This is a genomic window from Jeongeupia naejangsanensis (assembly GCF_016865585.1).
Classification (GTDB): domain Bacteria; phylum Pseudomonadota; class Gammaproteobacteria; order Burkholderiales; family Chitinibacteraceae; genus Jeongeupia; species Jeongeupia naejangsanensis.
In genome coordinates, this window is sequence record NZ_JAESND010000002.1 from 354,167 (window position 1) to 370,615 (window position 16,449).

A 16,449-nucleotide genomic window follows, 5' to 3' on the forward strand; every position below is an offset into this window, starting at 1 on the left:
TTCGAAGCCGGCTGCTGGCATGAAGAAGGGCCGCGATTGCGGCCCTTGGGTTCGAACGTTCTGCCGGTCAGGCCGGTTCGGCCGGGCGGTACCGGTCCAGCAGCGAGAACACCAGCGGATTGAGCAGGATGGAGAGGATGGCGCCGGCGATGACCAGTGCGTGTCCGAGTGGTGGCAGCAGGCCAAGTGCGACGCCGAGGCCGGCCAGAATGAACGAAAATTCGCCGATCTGCGCCAGGCTCGCCGAAATGGTTAGCGCAGTCTTGAGGTCGTGCCGGAAGGCCATGACGATGCCGAGCGCAGCCAGTGACTTGCCGACGACGATGACCGCAACCGTGCCAAGGACGGCCAGCGGATGCTCGATCAGGATGCGCGGATCCAGCAACATGCCGACCGAGACGAAGAACAGCACGGCAAACGCATCGCGTAGCGGTAACGATTCCTCGGCTGCGCGCTGGCTGAACTCGGACTCCGCCAGCACCATGCCTGCAAAGAAGGCGCCGAGTGCGAACGACACACCGAAGAGCTGCGAGGCACCGAACGCAACGCCAAGTGCAGTGGCGAGTACGCCAAGCCGGAACAGCTCTCGGCTGCCGGTCCAGACGATGCGTTCGAGCATCCACGGGATGAAGCGGCGACCGATGATCAGCATGAAGGCGACAAAGGCTACGACCTTGCCCAGCGTGATCAGCAAGGTCAGGCCGAGGGCCGAGGCGTCCAGGTCGCCACCCTTGCCGCCGAGCAGTCCCGCCAGCGCGGGCAGCAGTACCAGTGCCAGCACCATGGCCAGATCCTCGACGATCAGCCAGCCGACGGCGATCCGGCCTTCGGGCGTTTCCAGCAGGTCCCGCTCTTCCAGTGCTTTCAGCAGCACCACGGTACTGGCGACCGACAGGGCCAGACCGAAGACGAAGCCGGCACCGAAGGTCCAGTCGAACAGCCACGCCAGCCCCATGCCCATCAGCGTGGCGATGCCGATCTGTACCACGGCGCCGGGGATGGCGATGTTCTTCACCGCCAGCAGGTCCTTCATCGAGAAATGCAGGCCGACGCCGAACATCAGCAGAATGACGCCGAGTTCGGCCAGTTCGGGCGCTAGTTTCGGGTCGGCGACGAAGCCGGGCGTGAAGGGGCCGGCAAGGATGCCGGCACACAGATAGCCGATCAGCGGCGGCAGTTTCAGCTTGTTGGCAAGGGTGCCGAGGATGAAAGCGAGCACGAGGCCGCCGACGATGGTGGTGATCAGCGGTGTGGCGTGGGGCATCGCGGTCCTTGTAACGCAATCGGAAAGTCTCTGGAAGACTAACTCATGCGGACGCTGCCGGGCAGTGACAGGTTCCCGTTTCCGGCAAATAAACTGTCGGGCAGAATTGGGAGTCGCCATGAAAAAAGCCGCTCGAAAGCGGCTTTTTCAGGGTGTACCGCAATGCGGTACGGGTGTTACGACGCGAACTGGTGCGGGATTTGCGCCTTGGCCCAGTTGGCTGCATTGCGCAGCGATTCGTGAACCGAATTGCTGCGGGTTTGCGGTGCGCGCTGCCATGCGGTTACCGGCTGGCGGGCGTCACGGGTGCAACGGACGATCTGGTACCAGCCATCCAGGCCGGTGCCGATCGGGGTCGGGCGGACTTCAACGTTGAAGTCGTAGTAGTTTTGGTTTGCCATCAATTTGGCTCCTTTGCTGAACGAGCCATCCAAGCCGGATGGCAGGGCGCTGAAGGAGGAGCACTTGTTCTTGAGAAGAACTTTCTTGGGAGTCGAACGACTCGCTTGGAGTACTGCTTTGGGAAACAATCGTGAGAGCGTGCTCAATCAGATCAGTTCGATGATGCTGCACATGATTCGGTTTTGGTACAAGTGTAAATAGTTGGCATTTGTGGTTGATTGCATGTGGCAACTGCGTGTCTCACGTGTCACTCGGTCATTTTGTGCAACTAAGTTGCATTTGATGGTTTCACGGGGCTAGTATTGCAACTTGGTTGCATTTGACTGCCGTGGGGTGGTGGTGCGCTGCATGGGGTGGCAATGGAAATGGTCGATCGACGTTTGCCGGTGACGGTGTTGTCCGGTTTTCTGGGGGCGGGCAAGACCACGCTGCTCAATCACGTGCTCGCCAATCGCGAGGGCCTGCGCGTTGCCGTCATCGTCAATGACATGAGCGAGGTGAACATCGATGCCTCGCTTGTCGCCCGGGGCGCTGAGCTGTCGCGCACCGAGGAAAAGCTCGTTGAAATGAGCAATGGCTGTATCTGCTGCACCTTGCGCAAAGATCTGCTGGCCGAAGTGCGCCAGCTTGCCAGCGAGGGCCGGTTTGATTACCTGCTGATCGAATCGACCGGGATCGGCGAGCCGATGCCGGTGGCAGCGACGTTCGACTTTCGCGACGAGCTGGGTGCCTCGCTCGGCGATCTGGCACGGATCGACACGATGGTGACGGTGGTCGATGCCGTGAACCTGCTGACCGATTTTTCCAGCGAGGATCTGCTCGCCCAGCGCGGAATGACTGCCGGTGACGAGGACGAGCGCACGCTGGCCAGCCTGTTGACCGAGCAGGTCGAGTTTGCCGACGTGATCGTGATCAGCAAGTGCGATCTGGTCGATTCGGCGCGGCGGGATGCAGTGGTCACGCTGATCCGTGCGCTGAATCCGTCGGCCGACCTGGTGTTTGCCGAACACGGCAGGGTGCCGCTGGGCAGGATCATCGGTACGGGCCGTTTCGATCTGGAGCGCGCCAGCAATATGGCCGGCTGGATGCAGGCGCTGGCCGGCGAGCACACGCCGGAAACCGAGGCGTACGGGATCGGCAGCTTTGTACTGGGCTTTCGCGAGCCGTTGCATCCGGCACGTTTCGCCGCGTTCATCGAGCGGCCGTTTCCCGGGCTGCTGCGGGCCAAGGGTTATGTCTGGCTGGCTGACCGGCCCGAACTGGCCTTGTCGTATTCGCGTGCCGGTAATACCGCAACGCTCGACCCCGTCGGCGAATGGTGGGCCGCAGCACCCAAAGCCCACTGGCCGCAGTCCGGCACGTCCGAACGCGCCAGCATCGATGCCAGCTGGTGCGAGCCGTGGGGCGACCGGATCAACGAGGTGGTATTCATCGGCGCGACAATGGACCGCCAGGAGATCGAAGCCGCATTCACCGCCTGCCGGTTGAGCGCTACCGAGTTGGCTCTGGGAGAGAGTGTGTAGGCGAGCGATCGGCCGGTCGACGCGGTGCCGGCGGCAACCGGTGCCGCGCGAGTGACGGGCATCGGCGCCACGACGGCGGATTCGTAGTCAGGATTGCTGGCGCGGGCTTCGTGAGATAATCGGGGCCGGATTTCGATAAGTTAAAAAGGGGCGCCGCAATGCAAAATTATTCGGTTCTGATGGTCTGCACCGGCAACATCTGCAGAAGCCCGACCGCGGATGGCGTACTGCGCAAGCTGGTTGCCGATGCGGGGCTGGATGGACGGGTGCTCGTCGATTCGGCGGGAACGCAGGACTATCACGTTGGTGAGGCGCCGGATCGCCGGGCGCAGGCGCACGCAAAGAAGCGCGGCTACGACCTGTCACCGCTGCGTGCGCGGCAGGTGTCGCCGCAGGATTATTCGCGTTTCGATCTGATTCTGGCGATGGATGCCGGTCATCTGCGTCAGCTCGAGCGTCAGGCGCCGCCGCAGTACCAAGCCAAAATCAAGCTCTTCCTCGAATTTGCAACGGCGGCGCGCGAGCGCGAGGTGCCCGATCCGTACTACGGCGGTGCGGGCGGTTTCGAGCACGTGCTTGATCTGGTCGAGGACGGTTGTGCTGGCCTGATGGATCACGTGCGCAGCGAACTGGCCCGCCGAGGCGCGCAGCCGGCTGTTTGACCTGGCGCAGAAACGGCAAAATTCGGGTTCGCCACGCGTTGCCGGTCTTCGCGCGAATCGGTAAGATCGCGCTCTTTGGTCTTCAGGGGAGTAGTCGCCTGCGTACGCGCAGGGGGTACGTCAACATACTTGAGTCCTTGACTCATGGCGTATCCGGCCCGTTGCTGCTTGCGGCGCGTGCTTGACAAGACCTGAGGTCTGTAAACCGTACACCCGGGTGGGCAACGGTCTGCAGTCCTCACGTCTGCCCACCCTGGAGTACATATCTGAATGGACGCTTTCTTCGTCTCGACCGGTGTTGTTGCCCTCGCTGAGATCGGCGACAAAACGCAATTGCTGGCGCTGCTGCTTGCTGCGCGGTTTCGCCGTCCCGTGCCGATCGTGCTCGGCATATTCGCTGCCACCATCCTGAACCACTTTGCCGCCGGCTGGCTCGGCCAATGGCTGGCCAGCCTGATGGCGCCGTCTACCCTGCGCTGGGTGATCGGCTTCGGCTTCCTGGCGATTGCCGTCTGGACGCTGTTTCCGGACAAAATGGACGATGACGAGGCGCCGGTCAAAGCGTATGGCGCTTTCCTCGCGACTGCGCTGACCTTTTTCCTTGCCGAAATGGGCGACAAAACGCAAATTGCCACCGTGGCGCTGGCGGTGCATTACCAGCCGCTGTGGATGGTGATCGCCGGAACGACCGTCGGCATGATGATCGCCGACGTGCCCGCCGTATTTGTAGGCAACTGGATTTCGCAGCGGATGCACTTGCTGCGCTACGTGCGTTTTGTTGCCGCTGCCGTGTTCGCGCTGATGGGTGTGCTTGCACTTGCCGGCGTGGGCAGCTGACGGCCATAACTAGATTCAATCAAACAGACTTAAAACGGGGAAATGATGCTCGACGCATTTTTCAAGCTGAAGGAGCACGGGACCGACGTCCGGACCGAGGTGATCGCCGGCTTCACCACCTTCCTGACGATGGCCTACATCATCTTCGTCAACCCGGCCATCCTGCATCTGACGGGCATGGACTTCAACGCGGTGTTCGTGGCGACCTGCCTCGCCGCCGCGTTCGGGACGGCGGTGATGGCGCTGTTTGCCAACTACCCGATCGCCTTGGCGCCGGGTATGGGTCTCAATGCCTACTTCACCTTTGCCGTGGTCCAGGGCATGGGTGTGCCTTGGCAGACCGCGTTGGGCGCCGTGTTCATTTCGGGCATCATTTTCGTGCTGGTGTCGTCGTTCAAGATCCGCGAGATTCTGGTCAACGCGATCCCGCGTTCGCTCAAGCTGGCCATTTCGGCCGGTGTCGGCCTGTTCCTCGCCATCATCGGCCTCAAGAGCGCCGGCATCATCACCGGCAGCGAAGCAACGCTGGTCAAGCTCGGCGACATCCATGCGCCGTCGGCCCTGCTGGCCGCGCTGGGCTTCGTGCTGATCGTGGCGCTTGAGTATCGCAAGGTCAAGGGCTCTATCATCATCGGCGTGCTTGCGGTGACCGTGCTGTCGGTGCTGCTGGAAGTGACGCCGTTCAAGGGCGTGTTTGCAATGCCGCCGTCGATCGAACCGACCTTCATGCAGCTCGACATCCACGGGGCGCTGAATGCAGGCCTGATCGGCGTCGTGTTCATCTTCTTCTTCGTCGATCTGTTCGACACCACCGGCACGCTGATCGGCGTCTCGCACCGCTCGGGCCTGCTCGACAAGGACGGCAAGCTGCCGCGTATCAAGAAGGCATTGCTGGCCGACTCGACCGCGATCATCGCCGGCGCGGCACTCGGTACATCGAGCGTCACCGCATATGTCGAATCGGCAGCCGGCGTCGCCGAAGGTGGCCGTACCGGTCTGACGACGCTGGTCGTCTCGCTGCTGTTCCTGGTGGCGCTGTTCTTTGCGCCGCTGGCCGGCACCGTGCCTGCCTTCGCAACCGCACCGGCGTTGTGCTACGTCGCGGTGCTGATGGCCCGCGGTCTGGCCGAGATCGACTGGGACGACATCACCGAAGCCGCGCCGGCAGTGATCACCGCGGTCGGCATGCCTTTCACCTATTCGATCGCCGACGGCATCGCGTTCGGCTTCATCAGCTATGCTGCGATCAAACTGCTGGCCGGTCGCTTCAAGGATCTGAGCCCGGCGGTGCTGATCATCACCGCGCTGTGGATCGTCAAATTCGCCCTGTTCGGCTGAGGAAGAGGTAGATGGAACCGCGCAACGAGGATTACATCAAGGCCCGCATCCGTACGGTGCCGGACTGGCCGCAGCCCGGTGTGCAGTTCCGCGACATCACGCCGCTGCTGCAGGACCCGAAGACCTTCCGCGTTCTCGTCGATACCTTTGTCCATCGCTACATGGACCAGAAGCTCGACGTCGTTGCTGGCGTCGATGCGCGCGGTTTCATCCTTGGCGCGGTCGTGGCGTATGAGCTCAACCTCGGCTTCGTGCCTATCCGCAAGAAGGGCAAATTGCCGTTTGCGACGGTGGCCGAGGAATACGAGCTGGAGTACGGTTCGGCAACGGTGGAAATCCACTGCGATGCCTGCCATGCCGGCGACCGCGTGCTGCTGATCGATGATCTCGTCGCGACCGGTGGCACCATGATCGCTGCGGCCAAGCTGCTGACGCGCATTGGCGCGACCGTGGTCGAGGCGGCGGCGATTGTCGATCTGCCCGAACTGGGGGGCTCGAAACTCGTCATCGAGCAGGGCATCCCGCTGTACACGATTTGTGATTTTGCCGGCCATTGAGGCCGCACCCGTAGATTCAGGAGTTTTACCGTGACCATGGAATTGCCCGAAGCGCTGACGATCATCGATAACGCCGACCTGCTGCACTCGGAAGCCGAAGTGCTGGCCGCGATCGACCGGATGGCCAGCCAGATGACCGTCGCGCTCAAGGATGCCAATCCGATCGTTTACACCGTGCTGAACGGCGGTTTGATCGTTGCCGGCAACCTGCTGCCGCGGCTGAAGTTCCCGCTCGAGATGTCCTACCTGCACGCGACGCGCTACCGCAACGAAACCAGCGGCGGCGTATTGGACTGGAAGGTCAAGCCGCACGACGACCTCAAGGGGCGGACCGTGGTGATCGTCGACGACATTCTCGACGAAGGCCACACACTGGCCGCCATCGTCGAATACATCAAGGCGCAGGGCGTGAAGGACATCCACGTTGCGGTGCTGGTCGACAAGCTGCACAACCGCAAGGCCGAAGGCATCAAGGCCGATTTTGTCGGCCTCAAGGTCGACGATCGTTTCCTGTTCGGTTGCGGCATGGATTATCAGGGCTACTGGCGCAACACCCTGGCCATCTACGCGGTCAAGGGTCTGTAGCACGCACAGGGCGGAGGGCGAATGACTGACAATCAGCAAGTTCGTCACTTCCGCCAAATCCTGATCTGGCCCTTGCAGCTGATGCCGCTCGACGAGAGTGGCGTGCTGGGCCAGCAGTGGCGGCTGATGCTGTCGGCTGTGGAGCAAGGCTCGCCGTGGCGGCTGCGGCCCAGCGAGTTCGAGCCCGGGGCGTTCCAGGAACGCCATTACCGCGAGTTCATCACCTTTTTGCCCTATGTGCAGCGCTTCCTCTACGGCGAAGGCCAGACCGAGGCGAGCGATGTGGCCAGTTACGGCAAGTCGCCGTTGCACGTGTTCCGCCGTGACGATGTCAAATCGGTGCGGCTGACGTTCCGCGACGGGGCCGAGGTCGACCTCGCCATCGCGCACATCGACCTGTATTTCTTTTTCGATATCGACGTCGTCATCCTCGCGCTTGAGGTCATGGGCGACAACCTGCCGTTGCCGCGCGTGCAGGACATCCTGTTCCGTTTCGGCCGCTCGTTTCCGGCCCAGTGGGACGAGGAGGGCGGTCCGGCCAGTTGCCTGGCCGGTGTGGCCTGGTGCGACGCACAGGGGCGGGTGCTGGCGGTGTCCGATTACGGCGATCGCGGTGCCTATCTGGGTCATCTGGCCGAGTACCGCTCCCCCCGGCTTGCCAGTCACTGGGCCTGGCTGCTCGAGCCGATGGTGCCGCACCATTCGAGCGCCAGCGGCGGCGTTCGCTACCGTCAGGTCGAGTATCACCGCATGCCGTTGCTGGCCTATCTGGCGCTCGATGATCCGCTGTCGCTGTCCGAGGCCGATTTCTACCGTCTCGGCATGGTGACGCGACCGGATGATGGCGAGGCCTTGCCGGGGCGGCTGGTCAGGGATTTCATCGCGCAAAGCTGTTACGACCGCTACTGGTCGCCGGAGCAGGGCGTGCCCAGTGCCTCGACCCGGATCATGTGCAACGGTCAGGCACTGGTCGTCGTCGGCGATCGCCGCCATCCCTTCTTCTGTGATGCGCAAACCGGTGTGCTCGGGCAGTTTCGTCATCAGCAGTTCCTGCTGGCGCTGATTGCCCACTTCCACAAGGCGGCATTGCTGACGTTCTCGGACCGGATGGCGGTGGCGCTTGCGCGGCTGAACATCGCGGACGTGCACTCGGTGCGGACGTTCAAGCGCGATATCCGGATCCAGCTGGAGGTCTTCCTGCGCTTTACCCAGCGCTACTGGTTCCGGGAGGTCTCCAACCAGGCGGTCGCCGCACAGTTGTTCGACATGCTGCGGCGGCACCTCGGAACCGCCGAGCTGTATCAGGAAGTGCAGGATTCGGTGAAGAGCATGAGCCAGTATCTCGAGAACGATGATCTGCGCCGGCAGGCGGACACCGTGGTCAAGCTGACGGTGGTGACCATCCTCAGTCTGGTGGGCTCCACGGTAACCGGCTTTCTCGGCATGAACCTTTTCGATCTCACGCACGAGAGCACGGCGGCCAAGGTGGGTTACTTCCTGCTGGTTCTGCTGCCGGCGCTGGGCCTGACGCTGTACACGCTGATGAAGGCGAGGCCGTTGTCCGAGTTCATCGAGCGCATGGCCGATCAGCGGACCGACTGGCGGGGGCGGCTGGCCGCGTTCATCCACATCTGGCGACGCAGGCGGAGCTGAGCGGGGCATGAATTTCGCTCATCCTGCTGCGCATCAGGATTGCCGGAAAGACCGGCGCCGCTCGTGGTAGAATCCGGGCCATTCCCATCTCAATCGACAATGGAAAGCGAACTCATGTTCTCCAAGTCTGTCACCCTCGCACAATACGATCCCGACCTCGCCGCCGCCCTGCAGGGCGAAGTGGTGCGCCAGCACGAGCACATCGAGCTGATCGCGTCGGAAAACTACACCAGCCCGGCCGTCATGGAAGCGCAGGGTTCACAACTGACCAACAAGTACGCCGAAGGTTATCCGGGCAAGCGTTTCTACGGTGGCTGTGAACACGTCGACGTGATCGAGCAGCTTGCGATCGATCGCGTCAAGGCACTGTTCGGCGCCGAGTACGCCAACGTGCAGCCGCATTCGGGCTCGCAAGCCAACCAGGCCGTGTACTTCTCGATCCTGAAGCCGGGTGACACGGTGATGGGCATGAACCTCGGTCACGGTGGTCACCTGACGCACGGTTCGCCGGCCAACCTGTCGGGCAAGCTGTTCAACATCGTTGCCTACGGCCTGAACGAAAACGAAGAAATCGACTACGACGACATGGAGCGTGTCGCGCTTGAAACCAAGCCGAAGCTGCTGATCGGCGGTGCCTCGGCCTACGCACTGCGCTTCGACTGGGCACGGATGCGCGAAATCGCCGACAAGGTCGGTGCCTACTTCATGGTCGACATGGCGCACTACGCCGGTCTGATCGCTGCGGGCGTCTACCCGAACCCGGTGCCGCACGCCCACTTCGTGACCTCGACCACGCACAAGACGCTGCGCGGTCCGCGCGGCGGCATCATCCTTGCCAAGGCCGAGTTCGAGAAGTCGATCAACTCCAACGTGTTCCCGACGCTGCAGGGCGGCCCGCTGATGCACGTGATCGCCGGCAAGGCCGTCGCGTTCAAGGAAGCCGCAACGCCGGAATTCAAGGCGTATCAGGAACAAGTGATCAAGAACGCGCAAACGATGGCGGCGACGCTGGCCGAGCGCGGTCTGCGCATCATCTCGGGCCGTACCGAATCGCACGTGTTCCTCGTCGACCTGCGTCCGAAGAACCTGACCGGCAAGGCTGCCGATGCGGCGCTGGGCAAGGCACACATCACCGTCAACAAGAACGCGATCCCGAACGATCCGGAAAGCCCGTTCGTGACCTCGGGTATCCGTATCGGCGCCCCGGCCATCACGACGCGCGGTTTCAAGGAAGCCGAAGCGGTGCAGGTTGCTCACCTGATTGCCGACGTGCTCGACAATCCGGCCGACGAAGCCAACCTCGCAACCGTCGCCGAGAAGGTGAAGGCGCTGACCGCGAAGTTCCCGGTTTACGTCGCTTAAGCGTTCCGAGTGCATGAAAAGGGTGGTGCCGAGAGGCGCCACCCTTTGCCATTTTCGCGCGCCCGTTCTTTATTGATCTTTATTCCTATCTGGCCACGAGGGCCTGTCGATGAAATGTCCGTTCTGCGGTTCCCCCGATACTCAGGTGGTCGACTCGCGCGTGTCCGACGAAGGCGATGCTGTCCGTCGCCGTCGCCGTTGCAACGTGTGCGACAAGCGCTTTACCACCTACGAGACCGCCGACGTACGCATGCCGCAGGTCGTCAAGCAGAATGGTCAGCGTACCGAGTTCGACCGCGACAAGATCCGCATCAGCTTCCAGCGCGCGCTGCACAAGCGCCCGGTGTCGACGCAACTGATGGACGAAGCCATTGCGCGCATCATCCAGAAAGTGCTCAGCATCGGTGATCGCGAAATCCTGTCGCGCCAGATCGGCGAGATGGTGATGACCGAACTCGCCAAGCTCGACAAGGTGGCCTACATCCGCTTCGCCTCGGTCTACCGTTCGTTCTCGGACGTCGACGATTTCCGCGACGCCATCCGCGAAGTCACCCGGAAGGAATAGCCATGTCGCGTACTGCCTGGATCATCCGTCACCTGGCGTTCGAAGACCTTGGCACGCTGGGCGAGTCCGTTTCGGCGCGTGGTTACACGCTGCGTTACCTCGAGGCGGGTGTCGACGCGTTCGACGTGCTGGCCGATGCCGGTGTCGACGACCTGCTTGTCGTGCTGGGCGGGCCGATCGGCGTCTACCAGACCGACCGCTATCCGTGGCTGCTGACCGAAACGGTTGCGATTGCCGGCTGGCTCGACAGCGGCCGCGCTGCGCTCGGCATTTGTCTTGGCGCCCAGCTGATTGCTGCTGCGCTGGGTGCGCGTGTCTATCCCGGGCACGGCAAGGAAATCGGCTGGTCGCCGCTGACATTGAACGATGCCGGCAAGGCTTCGCCGCTACGGCATCTGGACGGTGCGCTGACGTCGATGCTGCACTGGCATGGCGACACCTTCGATCTGCCAGCGAACGCCGAGCTGCTGGCGTCCACCGGCATGTATCCGCATCAGGCCTATCGGGTTGGCGCACGCGTACTGGCGTTCCAGTGCCATCCGGAGATCGACGCGGGACGCTTCGAGCAGTGGCTGATCGGTCATTGCGACGAGCTTGATGCCGCCGGCATCGGTTTCGGCGTGCTGCGTGCGCAAACGGCCGCAGAGGGCACGCGTCTGCGTGCGCAGGCGGCGCTGTGCGTCGGCGAGTGGCTGGATTCACTGTGAGCACGTTTACCAGCCCGGACTACGTTTTCATGCAGCAGGCCTTGCGGCTTGCAGCCAAAGGCCTTTACACGACCACACCGAATCCGCGGGTCGGCTGCGTCATCGTCAAGGACGGTGCAGTTATCGGCGAGGGTTGGCATGTGCGTGCGGGCGAACCGCATGCCGAAGTGCATGCCTTGCGCATGGCCGGCGACGCGGCACACGGCGCAACTGCGTATGTGACACTCGAACCGTGCAGCCATCATGGCCGTACGCCACCGTGTGCCGATGCACTTGTGCAGGCGGGCGTCGCCCGCGTGGTCGCGGCGATGACCGACCCGAACCCGCAGGTCGCCGGTCGCGGTCTGGCCAGACTTGCCGCTGCAGGTATCGAGACAGCCTCCGGCATCCTCGAGGCCGAGGCGCGCGAGCTGAACGTCGGCTTCATCAGCCGGATGCTGCGAGGTCGGCCTTGGACGCGGATCAAACTTGCCGCAAGTCTGGATGGCCGGATTGCGCTGAACGACGGACAATCGAAGTGGATTACCGGCAGCGCTGCGCGTGCCGATGTCCAGCGCTGGCGTGCGCGTTCCTGCGCGATGCTGACGAGTGCGGAGACCGTGCTGGCAGATGATGCGCGGCTGACGGTGCGCGATTTTGCGGTCGAACGCCAACCGCTGCGGGTGGTGGTCGATAGCCGGCTGCGTACGCCGGCCGATGCCGCGCTGTTGCAGACCAAGGGTGTGCTGATCGCGGCCGCAGTCGACGGGCCGCAGCGGGCTGCGCTCGAGGCTACAGGTGCCGAGGTCGTGCTGTTGCCGGGCGCCGACGCTCGGGTCGATCTGATGGCCCTGCTTGACCTGCTTGGTAGCAGGGGCATCAACGAGCTGACTGTCGAAGCCGGTGGCGTGCTGGCCGGGGGCCTGTTGCAGGCGGGACTGGCCGACGAGCTGTTGCTGTATCAGGCGCCGGTGCTGATCGGACAGGGGCGGGCGATGGCGGACTTTGCGCTGACGGACCTGGTCCAGCGTTATGCGCCGCGGGTGATCGAGCGCCGCAGTGTTGGCGACGACCTGCGCTGGACCTTGCGTTTTACCGATCCGGCCCAAGCTTTCAGGGCCTGAACCATGAGGGATGTGTGATGAGCGAACAAGCAACGGCGCTGGTCTGCCCGGACTGCGGCAAGCCGATCGAAATCCTCAAAGCCTGTGGTGCGACCAGTTATTTCTGCAATCACTGCAATGAACTCAAGTCGTCGCAGCGGGTGCTTGAAGCGAATGCCAGCCGCAAAGCGGTGGCCGACAAGGAGCAAGACTGAATGTTTACCGGAATTGTCCAGGCGATCGGCACGATCGAACGCGTCGAACCGTTCGCCGGTGGGGTCAAACTGACCGTTCATGCGCCCGAGCTGGAAATGGGTGATGTGTCGCTGGGCGACAGCATCTCGCACAACGGTGCATGCATGACCGTGATCGAACAGCTTGATCCGCACCGTTACCTGATCGACGTGTCGGACGAATCGCTGCGCTGTACCGTCGGCCTTGTTGCCGAGGGTGGCCGCGTCAACCTGGAAAAAGCGATGCGCCTGGGCGACATGCTCGGTGGTCATCTGGTCTCCGGCCATGTCGACGGGGTCGGTGACGTGCTGTCGTTCGACCCGGTCGGCGAAAACCGCGAGCTGGTGGTTCTCGCGCCGAAAGCGATGGCCAAGTATCTGGCGGCCAAGGGCTCGGTGGTCGTCAATGGCGTGTCGCTGACGACCAATTCGGTCCGCGACGCCGAGGACGGCTGCGTGTTTTCGATCAACCTGATTCCGCACACATTGGCGGTCACGACACTCGGCCAGTTGGCCGCGGGTTCGCAGGTCAATCTCGAGATCGACCTGATCGCCCGTTACGTCGAACGCATGCTGAGTACGGAGCACCGATGATGAGCGCGATTTCTGCCGTGCAGGACATCATTGCCGACATTCGTGCCGGCAAGATGGTCATCCTCGTTGACGAGGAAGACCGCGAAAACGAAGGCGATCTGGTGATGGCGGCCGAGTTCGTCACGCCGGAAGCGATCAACTTCATGGCCAAGTTCGGTCGTGGCCTGATCTGTCTGACCTTGTCGGCAGAGCGTGGCAAGCAGCTGAATCTGCCCCTGATGGTCAGCCAGAACGGTTCGGGCCACGGCACCAACTTCACCGTGTCGATCGAAGCGGCTGAAGGGGTGACCACGGGCATTTCGGCCTACGACCGGGCACTGACGATCAAGAAGGCGGTGGCTTTCGACGCCAAGCCGAGCGATCTGGTGTCGCCGGGGCATGTGTTTCCACTGCTGGCACAGCCGGGCGGCGTGCTGGTGCGCGCAGGCCATACCGAGGCCGGCTGTGATCTTTCGCAACTGGCCGGGCTGCAGCCGGCGTCGGTGATCTGCGAGATCATGAACGACGACGGCACGATGGCGCGCCTGCCGCAGCTGCTCGAGTTCGCGGCCGAGCATGGCCTCAAGGTCGGCACGATCACCGACCTGATCCACTACCGCAGTCAGACAGAGTCGCTGATCGAAATCGCCGGTCGGCGCAATATCGAAACCGCAGCCGGGCCGTTCGAGTTGGTGGTGTTCCGTGACAAGTTGTCGACGGCGACGCACCTGGCGCTGGTGAAAGGCCAGCCCAAGCCGGGTACCGAAGCCCTGGTGCGGGTGCACGAGCCGTTGTCGGTGGTCGACTGGATCGACTTTGGCGCCGGCAACCACTCGTGGGACGTCCGCGCTTCGCTCGAAGCGATCAACCGTGCCGGTTGTGGCGTGATGGTGCTGCTGCACCGGACCGAGTCGGGCGAAGACCTGCTGGCCCGGGCGCTGCCCGAGCTGGGTCTGAACAAGGTCAGACGCTGGGATTTGCGTACCTACGGCATCGGCGCACAGATGCTGCGTGCGCTCGGCGTCGGCAAGATGCGTCTGCTGAGCCCGGAACGCAAGATGCCGAGCATGGCCGGCTTCGGACTCGAAGTCACCGGTTTTGAAACCCCCTGAATCTGCAGCCCATTTCCCAGGAATACACCATGAGCTTTGTCCCGAATCGTGACCAGACCCTGCCGCCGCTCGATGGCCGTGGCCTGCGTGTCGGCATCGTGACCTGCCGCTTCAACGAAAACATCACCACTGCGCTGCGCAATGCCTGCGTCGGCGAGCTGGTCCGCCTCGGTGTCGCCGAAAACGCCATCGACGAATTTGCCGTGCCCGGCGCGCTCGAAGCGCCGCTGGCATTGCAACTGCTGGCGAAAACCGGTCGCTACGACGCGCTGGTGACACTCGGCTGCATCATTCGCGGCGAAACCTATCACTTCGAGCTCGTCGCCAACGAGTCCGGCGCCGGGGTGACCCGGGTCGGCCTCGATGCCGCGATCCCGATTGCCAACGCCATTCTCACCGTCGAAAACGATGAGCAGGCCGAGGTGCGCAAGACCGACAAGGGCATCGATGCCGCCCGCGTCGCCGTAGAAATGGCCCAACTTCAGAAAGCGTTAACAGCATGAGCGAACACGAACAGCAAGCAAACACCCCGCCGGCCAAGCCGAAATCGGCCCGTCGCCGCGCCCGCGAATTCGCGGTTCAGGGGTTGTACCAGTGGAATCTGACCGGGGACACGGTCAACAACATCGAGAAATTCCTGCGCGAAAGCAGTCCGCAATTCTCGCGTGCCGATGAGGCCTTGTTCCGTGCGGTGATGTATGGCGCAATCAAGGAGTCGAGCGACCTGATCAAGCTGATCACGCCGCACGTCGATCGGCCGCTCGAAGAGGTGAGCCCGGTCGAGGCCGCAGTGATTCTCGCAGGCGCATTCGAAATCGTCCACATGCCGGAAACGCCGTATCCGGTCATCATCAACGAAGCGATCGAGCTGGCGAAGACGTTTGGCGGTACCGACGGTCACCGTTTCGTCAACGGCGTACTCGACAAGCTCGCGGCTGCGGTGCGTGCCGACGAAGTCGAAGCCATCCGCGCAAAGCGTCGCGGCTGAACGGGCGGGCATGACCGGGTGAACGAGTTTGGACTGATCGGTGCGTACTTCGCTCGCCCGGCACGCAAGGCGCTGCTGGGAGTGGGCGACGATTGCGCCTTGCTGGCGCCGCCGACAGACGAAGTTCTGGCGATTTCAGTCGACATGCTGGTCGAGGGGCGGCATTTCTTCTCCGGCACCGACCCGCGCTCGCTCGGTCACAAGGCTCTGGCGGTCAATCTGTCGGATCTGGCCGCGATGGGCGCAAAGCCGGCCTGGTTCACGCTGGCCTTGGCATTGCCGCGGGTTGACGAAGCGTGGCTGGCCGAGTTTTCGTCTGGTCTGTTCGCGCTGGCGGATGCGGCCGACATCGAGCTGGTTGGCGGCGATACCACGCGCGGCCCGCTTACGCTTTCGATCCAGGTGGCCGGGCATGTGCCGGCCGAGGGCGCGTTGCGGCGTTCCGGTGCCAAGGCCGGTGACGACGTCTGGGTATCCGGTAGTCTTGGTGCAGCGGCCATGGCCGTGCGTCATCGCAGTGGTGACGTCGTATTGCCCGACGAGGTGCTGGCGCATTGTGCCGGCCGCCTTGACTGGCCGATGCCAAGATTGGCGCTCGGGGCGCATCTTAGGCGGCATGCGAGTGCAGCGCTGGATGTCTCCGACGGGCTCGTCGGTGACTTGGTGCATATCTGCGAGCAGTCCGGGCTTGGCGCCGATCTGGACTGGGAGTGCATCCCGGTCGACCCTGCGTTACAGGGGATTCCCGAGGCTCAGCGCCGGCTGGCCGCGCTGTCGGGGGGCGACGACTATGAACTGTGCTTTACCGCCAACCCCAAGGAGCGGCAGGCGATCGAGGTACTGTCCTTGTCTCTGGGCCTGCCGCTGACCCGGATCGGCGTCATGCGCCCCGGAGCCGGGGTTACCCTCCGCGACATCAATGGCTGTCCGGTGGAAACCGGCCGCAGCTTTGATCACTTTTCATCTCCATGACTTCGTCCCACTCTTCAGCTCCATCGATCCTGCA

19 protein-coding genes and 1 riboswitch are annotated in these 16,449 nt (G+C 63.0%); of the genes, 17 read left to right on the plus strand and 2 right to left on the minus strand.

Features of this window, described 5'->3' with window-relative positions; translation table 11 throughout:
- Positions 1 to 67: 67 nt before the first annotated feature.
- On the minus strand, positions 68 to 1,264 hold the full coding sequence (locus JMJ54_RS06840) for a monovalent cation:proton antiporter-2 (CPA2) family protein (RefSeq protein ID WP_203537197.1): 1,197 nt from the start codon (positions 1,262 to 1,264) through the stop codon (positions 68 to 70).
- Between the two features lie 176 nt (positions 1,265 to 1,440).
- Positions 1,441 to 1,665 carry a hypothetical protein gene (locus JMJ54_RS06845; RefSeq protein WP_203537198.1) on the minus strand — a complete coding sequence of 75 codons (225 nt, stop codon included), beginning with the start codon at positions 1,663 to 1,665 and terminating at the stop codon, positions 1,441 to 1,443.
- A gap of 360 nt (positions 1,666 to 2,025) precedes the next feature.
- Between JMJ54_RS06845 and JMJ54_RS06850 the strand changes: the two genes are divergently transcribed.
- The 17 genes from JMJ54_RS06850 (at position 2,026) to thiL (ending at position 16,415) form a co-directional block, all read left to right on the plus strand.
- Positions 2,026 to 3,189, plus strand: a complete 1,164-nt coding sequence (locus JMJ54_RS06850) for a GTP-binding protein (protein WP_203537199.1) — start codon at positions 2,026 to 2,028, stop codon at positions 3,187 to 3,189.
- Positions 3,190 to 3,347: 158 nt separating this feature from the next.
- Positions 3,348 to 3,851 (plus strand): low molecular weight protein-tyrosine-phosphatase, encoded by a 504-nt coding sequence (locus JMJ54_RS06855; RefSeq protein ID WP_238999931.1) that lies wholly within the window; start codon positions 3,348 to 3,350, stop codon positions 3,849 to 3,851.
- A 72-nt stretch (positions 3,852 to 3,923) separates the two neighbouring features.
- A riboswitch (yybP-ykoY riboswitch) is annotated at positions 3,924 to 4,034 on the plus strand.
- An 87-nt stretch (positions 4,035 to 4,121) separates the two neighbouring features.
- Positions 4,122 to 4,688 (plus strand): TMEM165/GDT1 family protein, encoded by a 567-nt coding sequence (locus tag JMJ54_RS06860; protein WP_203537200.1) that lies wholly within the window; start codon positions 4,122 to 4,124, stop codon positions 4,686 to 4,688.
- Between the two features lie 45 nt (positions 4,689 to 4,733).
- Entirely contained in the window at positions 4,734 to 6,026 is a 1,293-nt protein-coding gene (locus tag JMJ54_RS06865; protein ID WP_203537201.1) for an NCS2 family permease, read from the plus strand.
- An 11-nt stretch (positions 6,027 to 6,037) separates the two neighbouring features.
- Positions 6,038 to 6,583 carry an adenine phosphoribosyltransferase gene (locus JMJ54_RS06870; protein ID WP_203537202.1) on the plus strand — a complete coding sequence of 182 codons (546 nt, stop codon included), beginning with the start codon at positions 6,038 to 6,040 and terminating at the stop codon, positions 6,581 to 6,583.
- 36 nt (positions 6,584 to 6,619) lie between these two features.
- The gene (locus JMJ54_RS06875) at positions 6,620 to 7,168 is read left to right on the plus strand and encodes a hypoxanthine-guanine phosphoribosyltransferase (protein ID WP_203537493.1); all 549 of its coding nucleotides are present in this window, start codon (positions 6,620 to 6,622) and stop codon (positions 7,166 to 7,168) included.
- A 21-nt stretch (positions 7,169 to 7,189) separates the two neighbouring features.
- Positions 7,190 to 8,821 carry a hypothetical protein gene (locus JMJ54_RS06880; RefSeq protein ID WP_203537203.1) on the plus strand — a complete coding sequence of 544 codons (1,632 nt, stop codon included), beginning with the start codon at positions 7,190 to 7,192 and terminating at the stop codon, positions 8,819 to 8,821.
- Positions 8,822 to 8,935: 114 nt separating this feature from the next.
- A complete protein-coding gene (gene glyA / locus JMJ54_RS06885; protein ID WP_203537204.1) occupies positions 8,936 to 10,183 on the plus strand; it encodes a serine hydroxymethyltransferase in 1,248 nt (415 codons plus the stop codon).
- Between the two features lie 109 nt (positions 10,184 to 10,292).
- Complete coding sequence (nrdR, locus tag JMJ54_RS06890; RefSeq protein WP_203537205.1) at positions 10,293 to 10,748, plus strand: transcriptional regulator NrdR; 456 nt, start codon at positions 10,293 to 10,295, stop codon at positions 10,746 to 10,748.
- Positions 10,749 to 10,750: 2 nt separating this feature from the next.
- Entirely contained in the window at positions 10,751 to 11,455 is a 705-nt protein-coding gene (locus tag JMJ54_RS06895; RefSeq protein ID WP_203537206.1) for a glutamine amidotransferase, read from the plus strand.
- Between the two features lie 29 nt (positions 11,456 to 11,484).
- The gene (gene ribD / locus JMJ54_RS06900) at positions 11,485 to 12,558 is read left to right on the plus strand and encodes a bifunctional diaminohydroxyphosphoribosylaminopyrimidine deaminase/5-amino-6-(5-phosphoribosylamino)uracil reductase RibD (RefSeq protein WP_203537495.1); all 1,074 of its coding nucleotides are present in this window, start codon (positions 11,485 to 11,487) and stop codon (positions 12,556 to 12,558) included.
- A 17-nt stretch (positions 12,559 to 12,575) separates the two neighbouring features.
- Positions 12,576 to 12,752, plus strand: coding sequence for a YfgJ family double zinc ribbon protein (locus JMJ54_RS06905; RefSeq protein WP_203537207.1), 177 nt, complete (start codon positions 12,576 to 12,578; stop codon positions 12,750 to 12,752).
- Positions 12,753 to 13,364 (plus strand): riboflavin synthase, encoded by a 612-nt coding sequence (locus JMJ54_RS06910; protein ID WP_203537208.1) that lies wholly within the window; start codon positions 12,753 to 12,755, stop codon positions 13,362 to 13,364.
- Positions 13,361 to 14,455 (plus strand): bifunctional 3,4-dihydroxy-2-butanone-4-phosphate synthase/GTP cyclohydrolase II, encoded by a 1,095-nt coding sequence (gene ribBA, locus JMJ54_RS06915; RefSeq protein WP_373310136.1) that lies wholly within the window; start codon positions 13,361 to 13,363, stop codon positions 14,453 to 14,455. The genes JMJ54_RS06910 and ribBA overlap by 4 nt, the downstream gene beginning before the upstream one ends.
- A gap of 29 nt (positions 14,456 to 14,484) precedes the next feature.
- Positions 14,485 to 14,958: a 6,7-dimethyl-8-ribityllumazine synthase gene (ribH, locus tag JMJ54_RS06920; protein WP_203537210.1), complete on the plus strand. Its 474-nt coding sequence runs from the start codon at positions 14,485 to 14,487 to the stop codon at positions 14,956 to 14,958.
- On the plus strand, positions 14,955 to 15,443 hold the full coding sequence (gene nusB / locus JMJ54_RS06925; RefSeq protein WP_203537211.1) for a transcription antitermination factor NusB: 489 nt from the start codon (positions 14,955 to 14,957) through the stop codon (positions 15,441 to 15,443). The genes ribH and nusB overlap by 4 nt, the downstream gene beginning before the upstream one ends.
- An 18-nt stretch (positions 15,444 to 15,461) precedes the next feature.
- Positions 15,462 to 16,415 carry a thiamine-phosphate kinase gene (thiL, locus tag JMJ54_RS06930; protein ID WP_203537212.1) on the plus strand — a complete coding sequence of 318 codons (954 nt, stop codon included), beginning with the start codon at positions 15,462 to 15,464 and terminating at the stop codon, positions 16,413 to 16,415.
- Positions 16,416 to 16,449: the final 34 nt, after the last annotated feature.

Bases quoted from the DNA above. Each gene is read 5' to 3' on its own strand.
- glyA (WP_203537204.1), top strand. From the start codon at position 8,936: ATGTTCTCCAAGTCTGTCACCCTCGCACAATACGATCCCGACCTCGCC.
- JMJ54_RS06860 (WP_203537200.1), top strand. From the start codon at position 4,122: ATGGACGCTTTCTTCGTCTCGACCGGTGTTGTTGCCCTCGCTGAGATC.
- JMJ54_RS06855 (WP_238999931.1), top strand. From the start codon at position 3,348: ATGCAAAATTATTCGGTTCTGATGGTCTGCACCGGCAACATCTGCAGA.
- JMJ54_RS06865 (WP_203537201.1), top strand. From the start codon at position 4,734: ATGCTCGACGCATTTTTCAAGCTGAAGGAGCACGGGACCGACGTCCGG.
- JMJ54_RS06850 (WP_203537199.1), top strand. From the start codon at position 2,026: ATGGAAATGGTCGATCGACGTTTGCCGGTGACGGTGTTGTCCGGTTTT.
- JMJ54_RS06875 (WP_203537493.1), top strand. From the start codon at position 6,620: ATGGAATTGCCCGAAGCGCTGACGATCATCGATAACGCCGACCTGCTG.
- JMJ54_RS06910 (WP_203537208.1), top strand. From the start codon at position 12,753: ATGTTTACCGGAATTGTCCAGGCGATCGGCACGATCGAACGCGTCGAA.
- JMJ54_RS06880 (WP_203537203.1), top strand. From the start codon at position 7,190: ATGACTGACAATCAGCAAGTTCGTCACTTCCGCCAAATCCTGATCTGG.
- ribH (WP_203537210.1), top strand. From the start codon at position 14,485: ATGAGCTTTGTCCCGAATCGTGACCAGACCCTGCCGCCGCTCGATGGC.
- JMJ54_RS06905 (WP_203537207.1), top strand. From the start codon at position 12,576: ATGAGCGAACAAGCAACGGCGCTGGTCTGCCCGGACTGCGGCAAGCCG.
- ribD (WP_203537495.1), top strand. From the start codon at position 11,485: ATGCAGCAGGCCTTGCGGCTTGCAGCCAAAGGCCTTTACACGACCACA.
- nusB (WP_203537211.1), top strand. From the start codon at position 14,955: ATGAGCGAACACGAACAGCAAGCAAACACCCCGCCGGCCAAGCCGAAA.
- JMJ54_RS06840 (WP_203537197.1), bottom strand. From the start codon at position 1,264: ATGCCCCACGCCACACCGCTGATCACCACCATCGTCGGCGGCCTCGTG.
- JMJ54_RS06845 (WP_203537198.1), bottom strand. From the start codon at position 1,665: ATGGCAAACCAAAACTACTACGACTTCAACGTTGAAGTCCGCCCGACC.
- JMJ54_RS06895 (WP_203537206.1), top strand. From the start codon at position 10,751: ATGTCGCGTACTGCCTGGATCATCCGTCACCTGGCGTTCGAAGACCTT.
- ribBA (WP_373310136.1), top strand. From the start codon at position 13,361: ATGATGAGCGCGATTTCTGCCGTGCAGGACATCATTGCCGACATTCGT.
- nrdR (WP_203537205.1), top strand. From the start codon at position 10,293: ATGAAATGTCCGTTCTGCGGTTCCCCCGATACTCAGGTGGTCGACTCG.
- JMJ54_RS06870 (WP_203537202.1), top strand. From the start codon at position 6,038: ATGGAACCGCGCAACGAGGATTACATCAAGGCCCGCATCCGTACGGTG.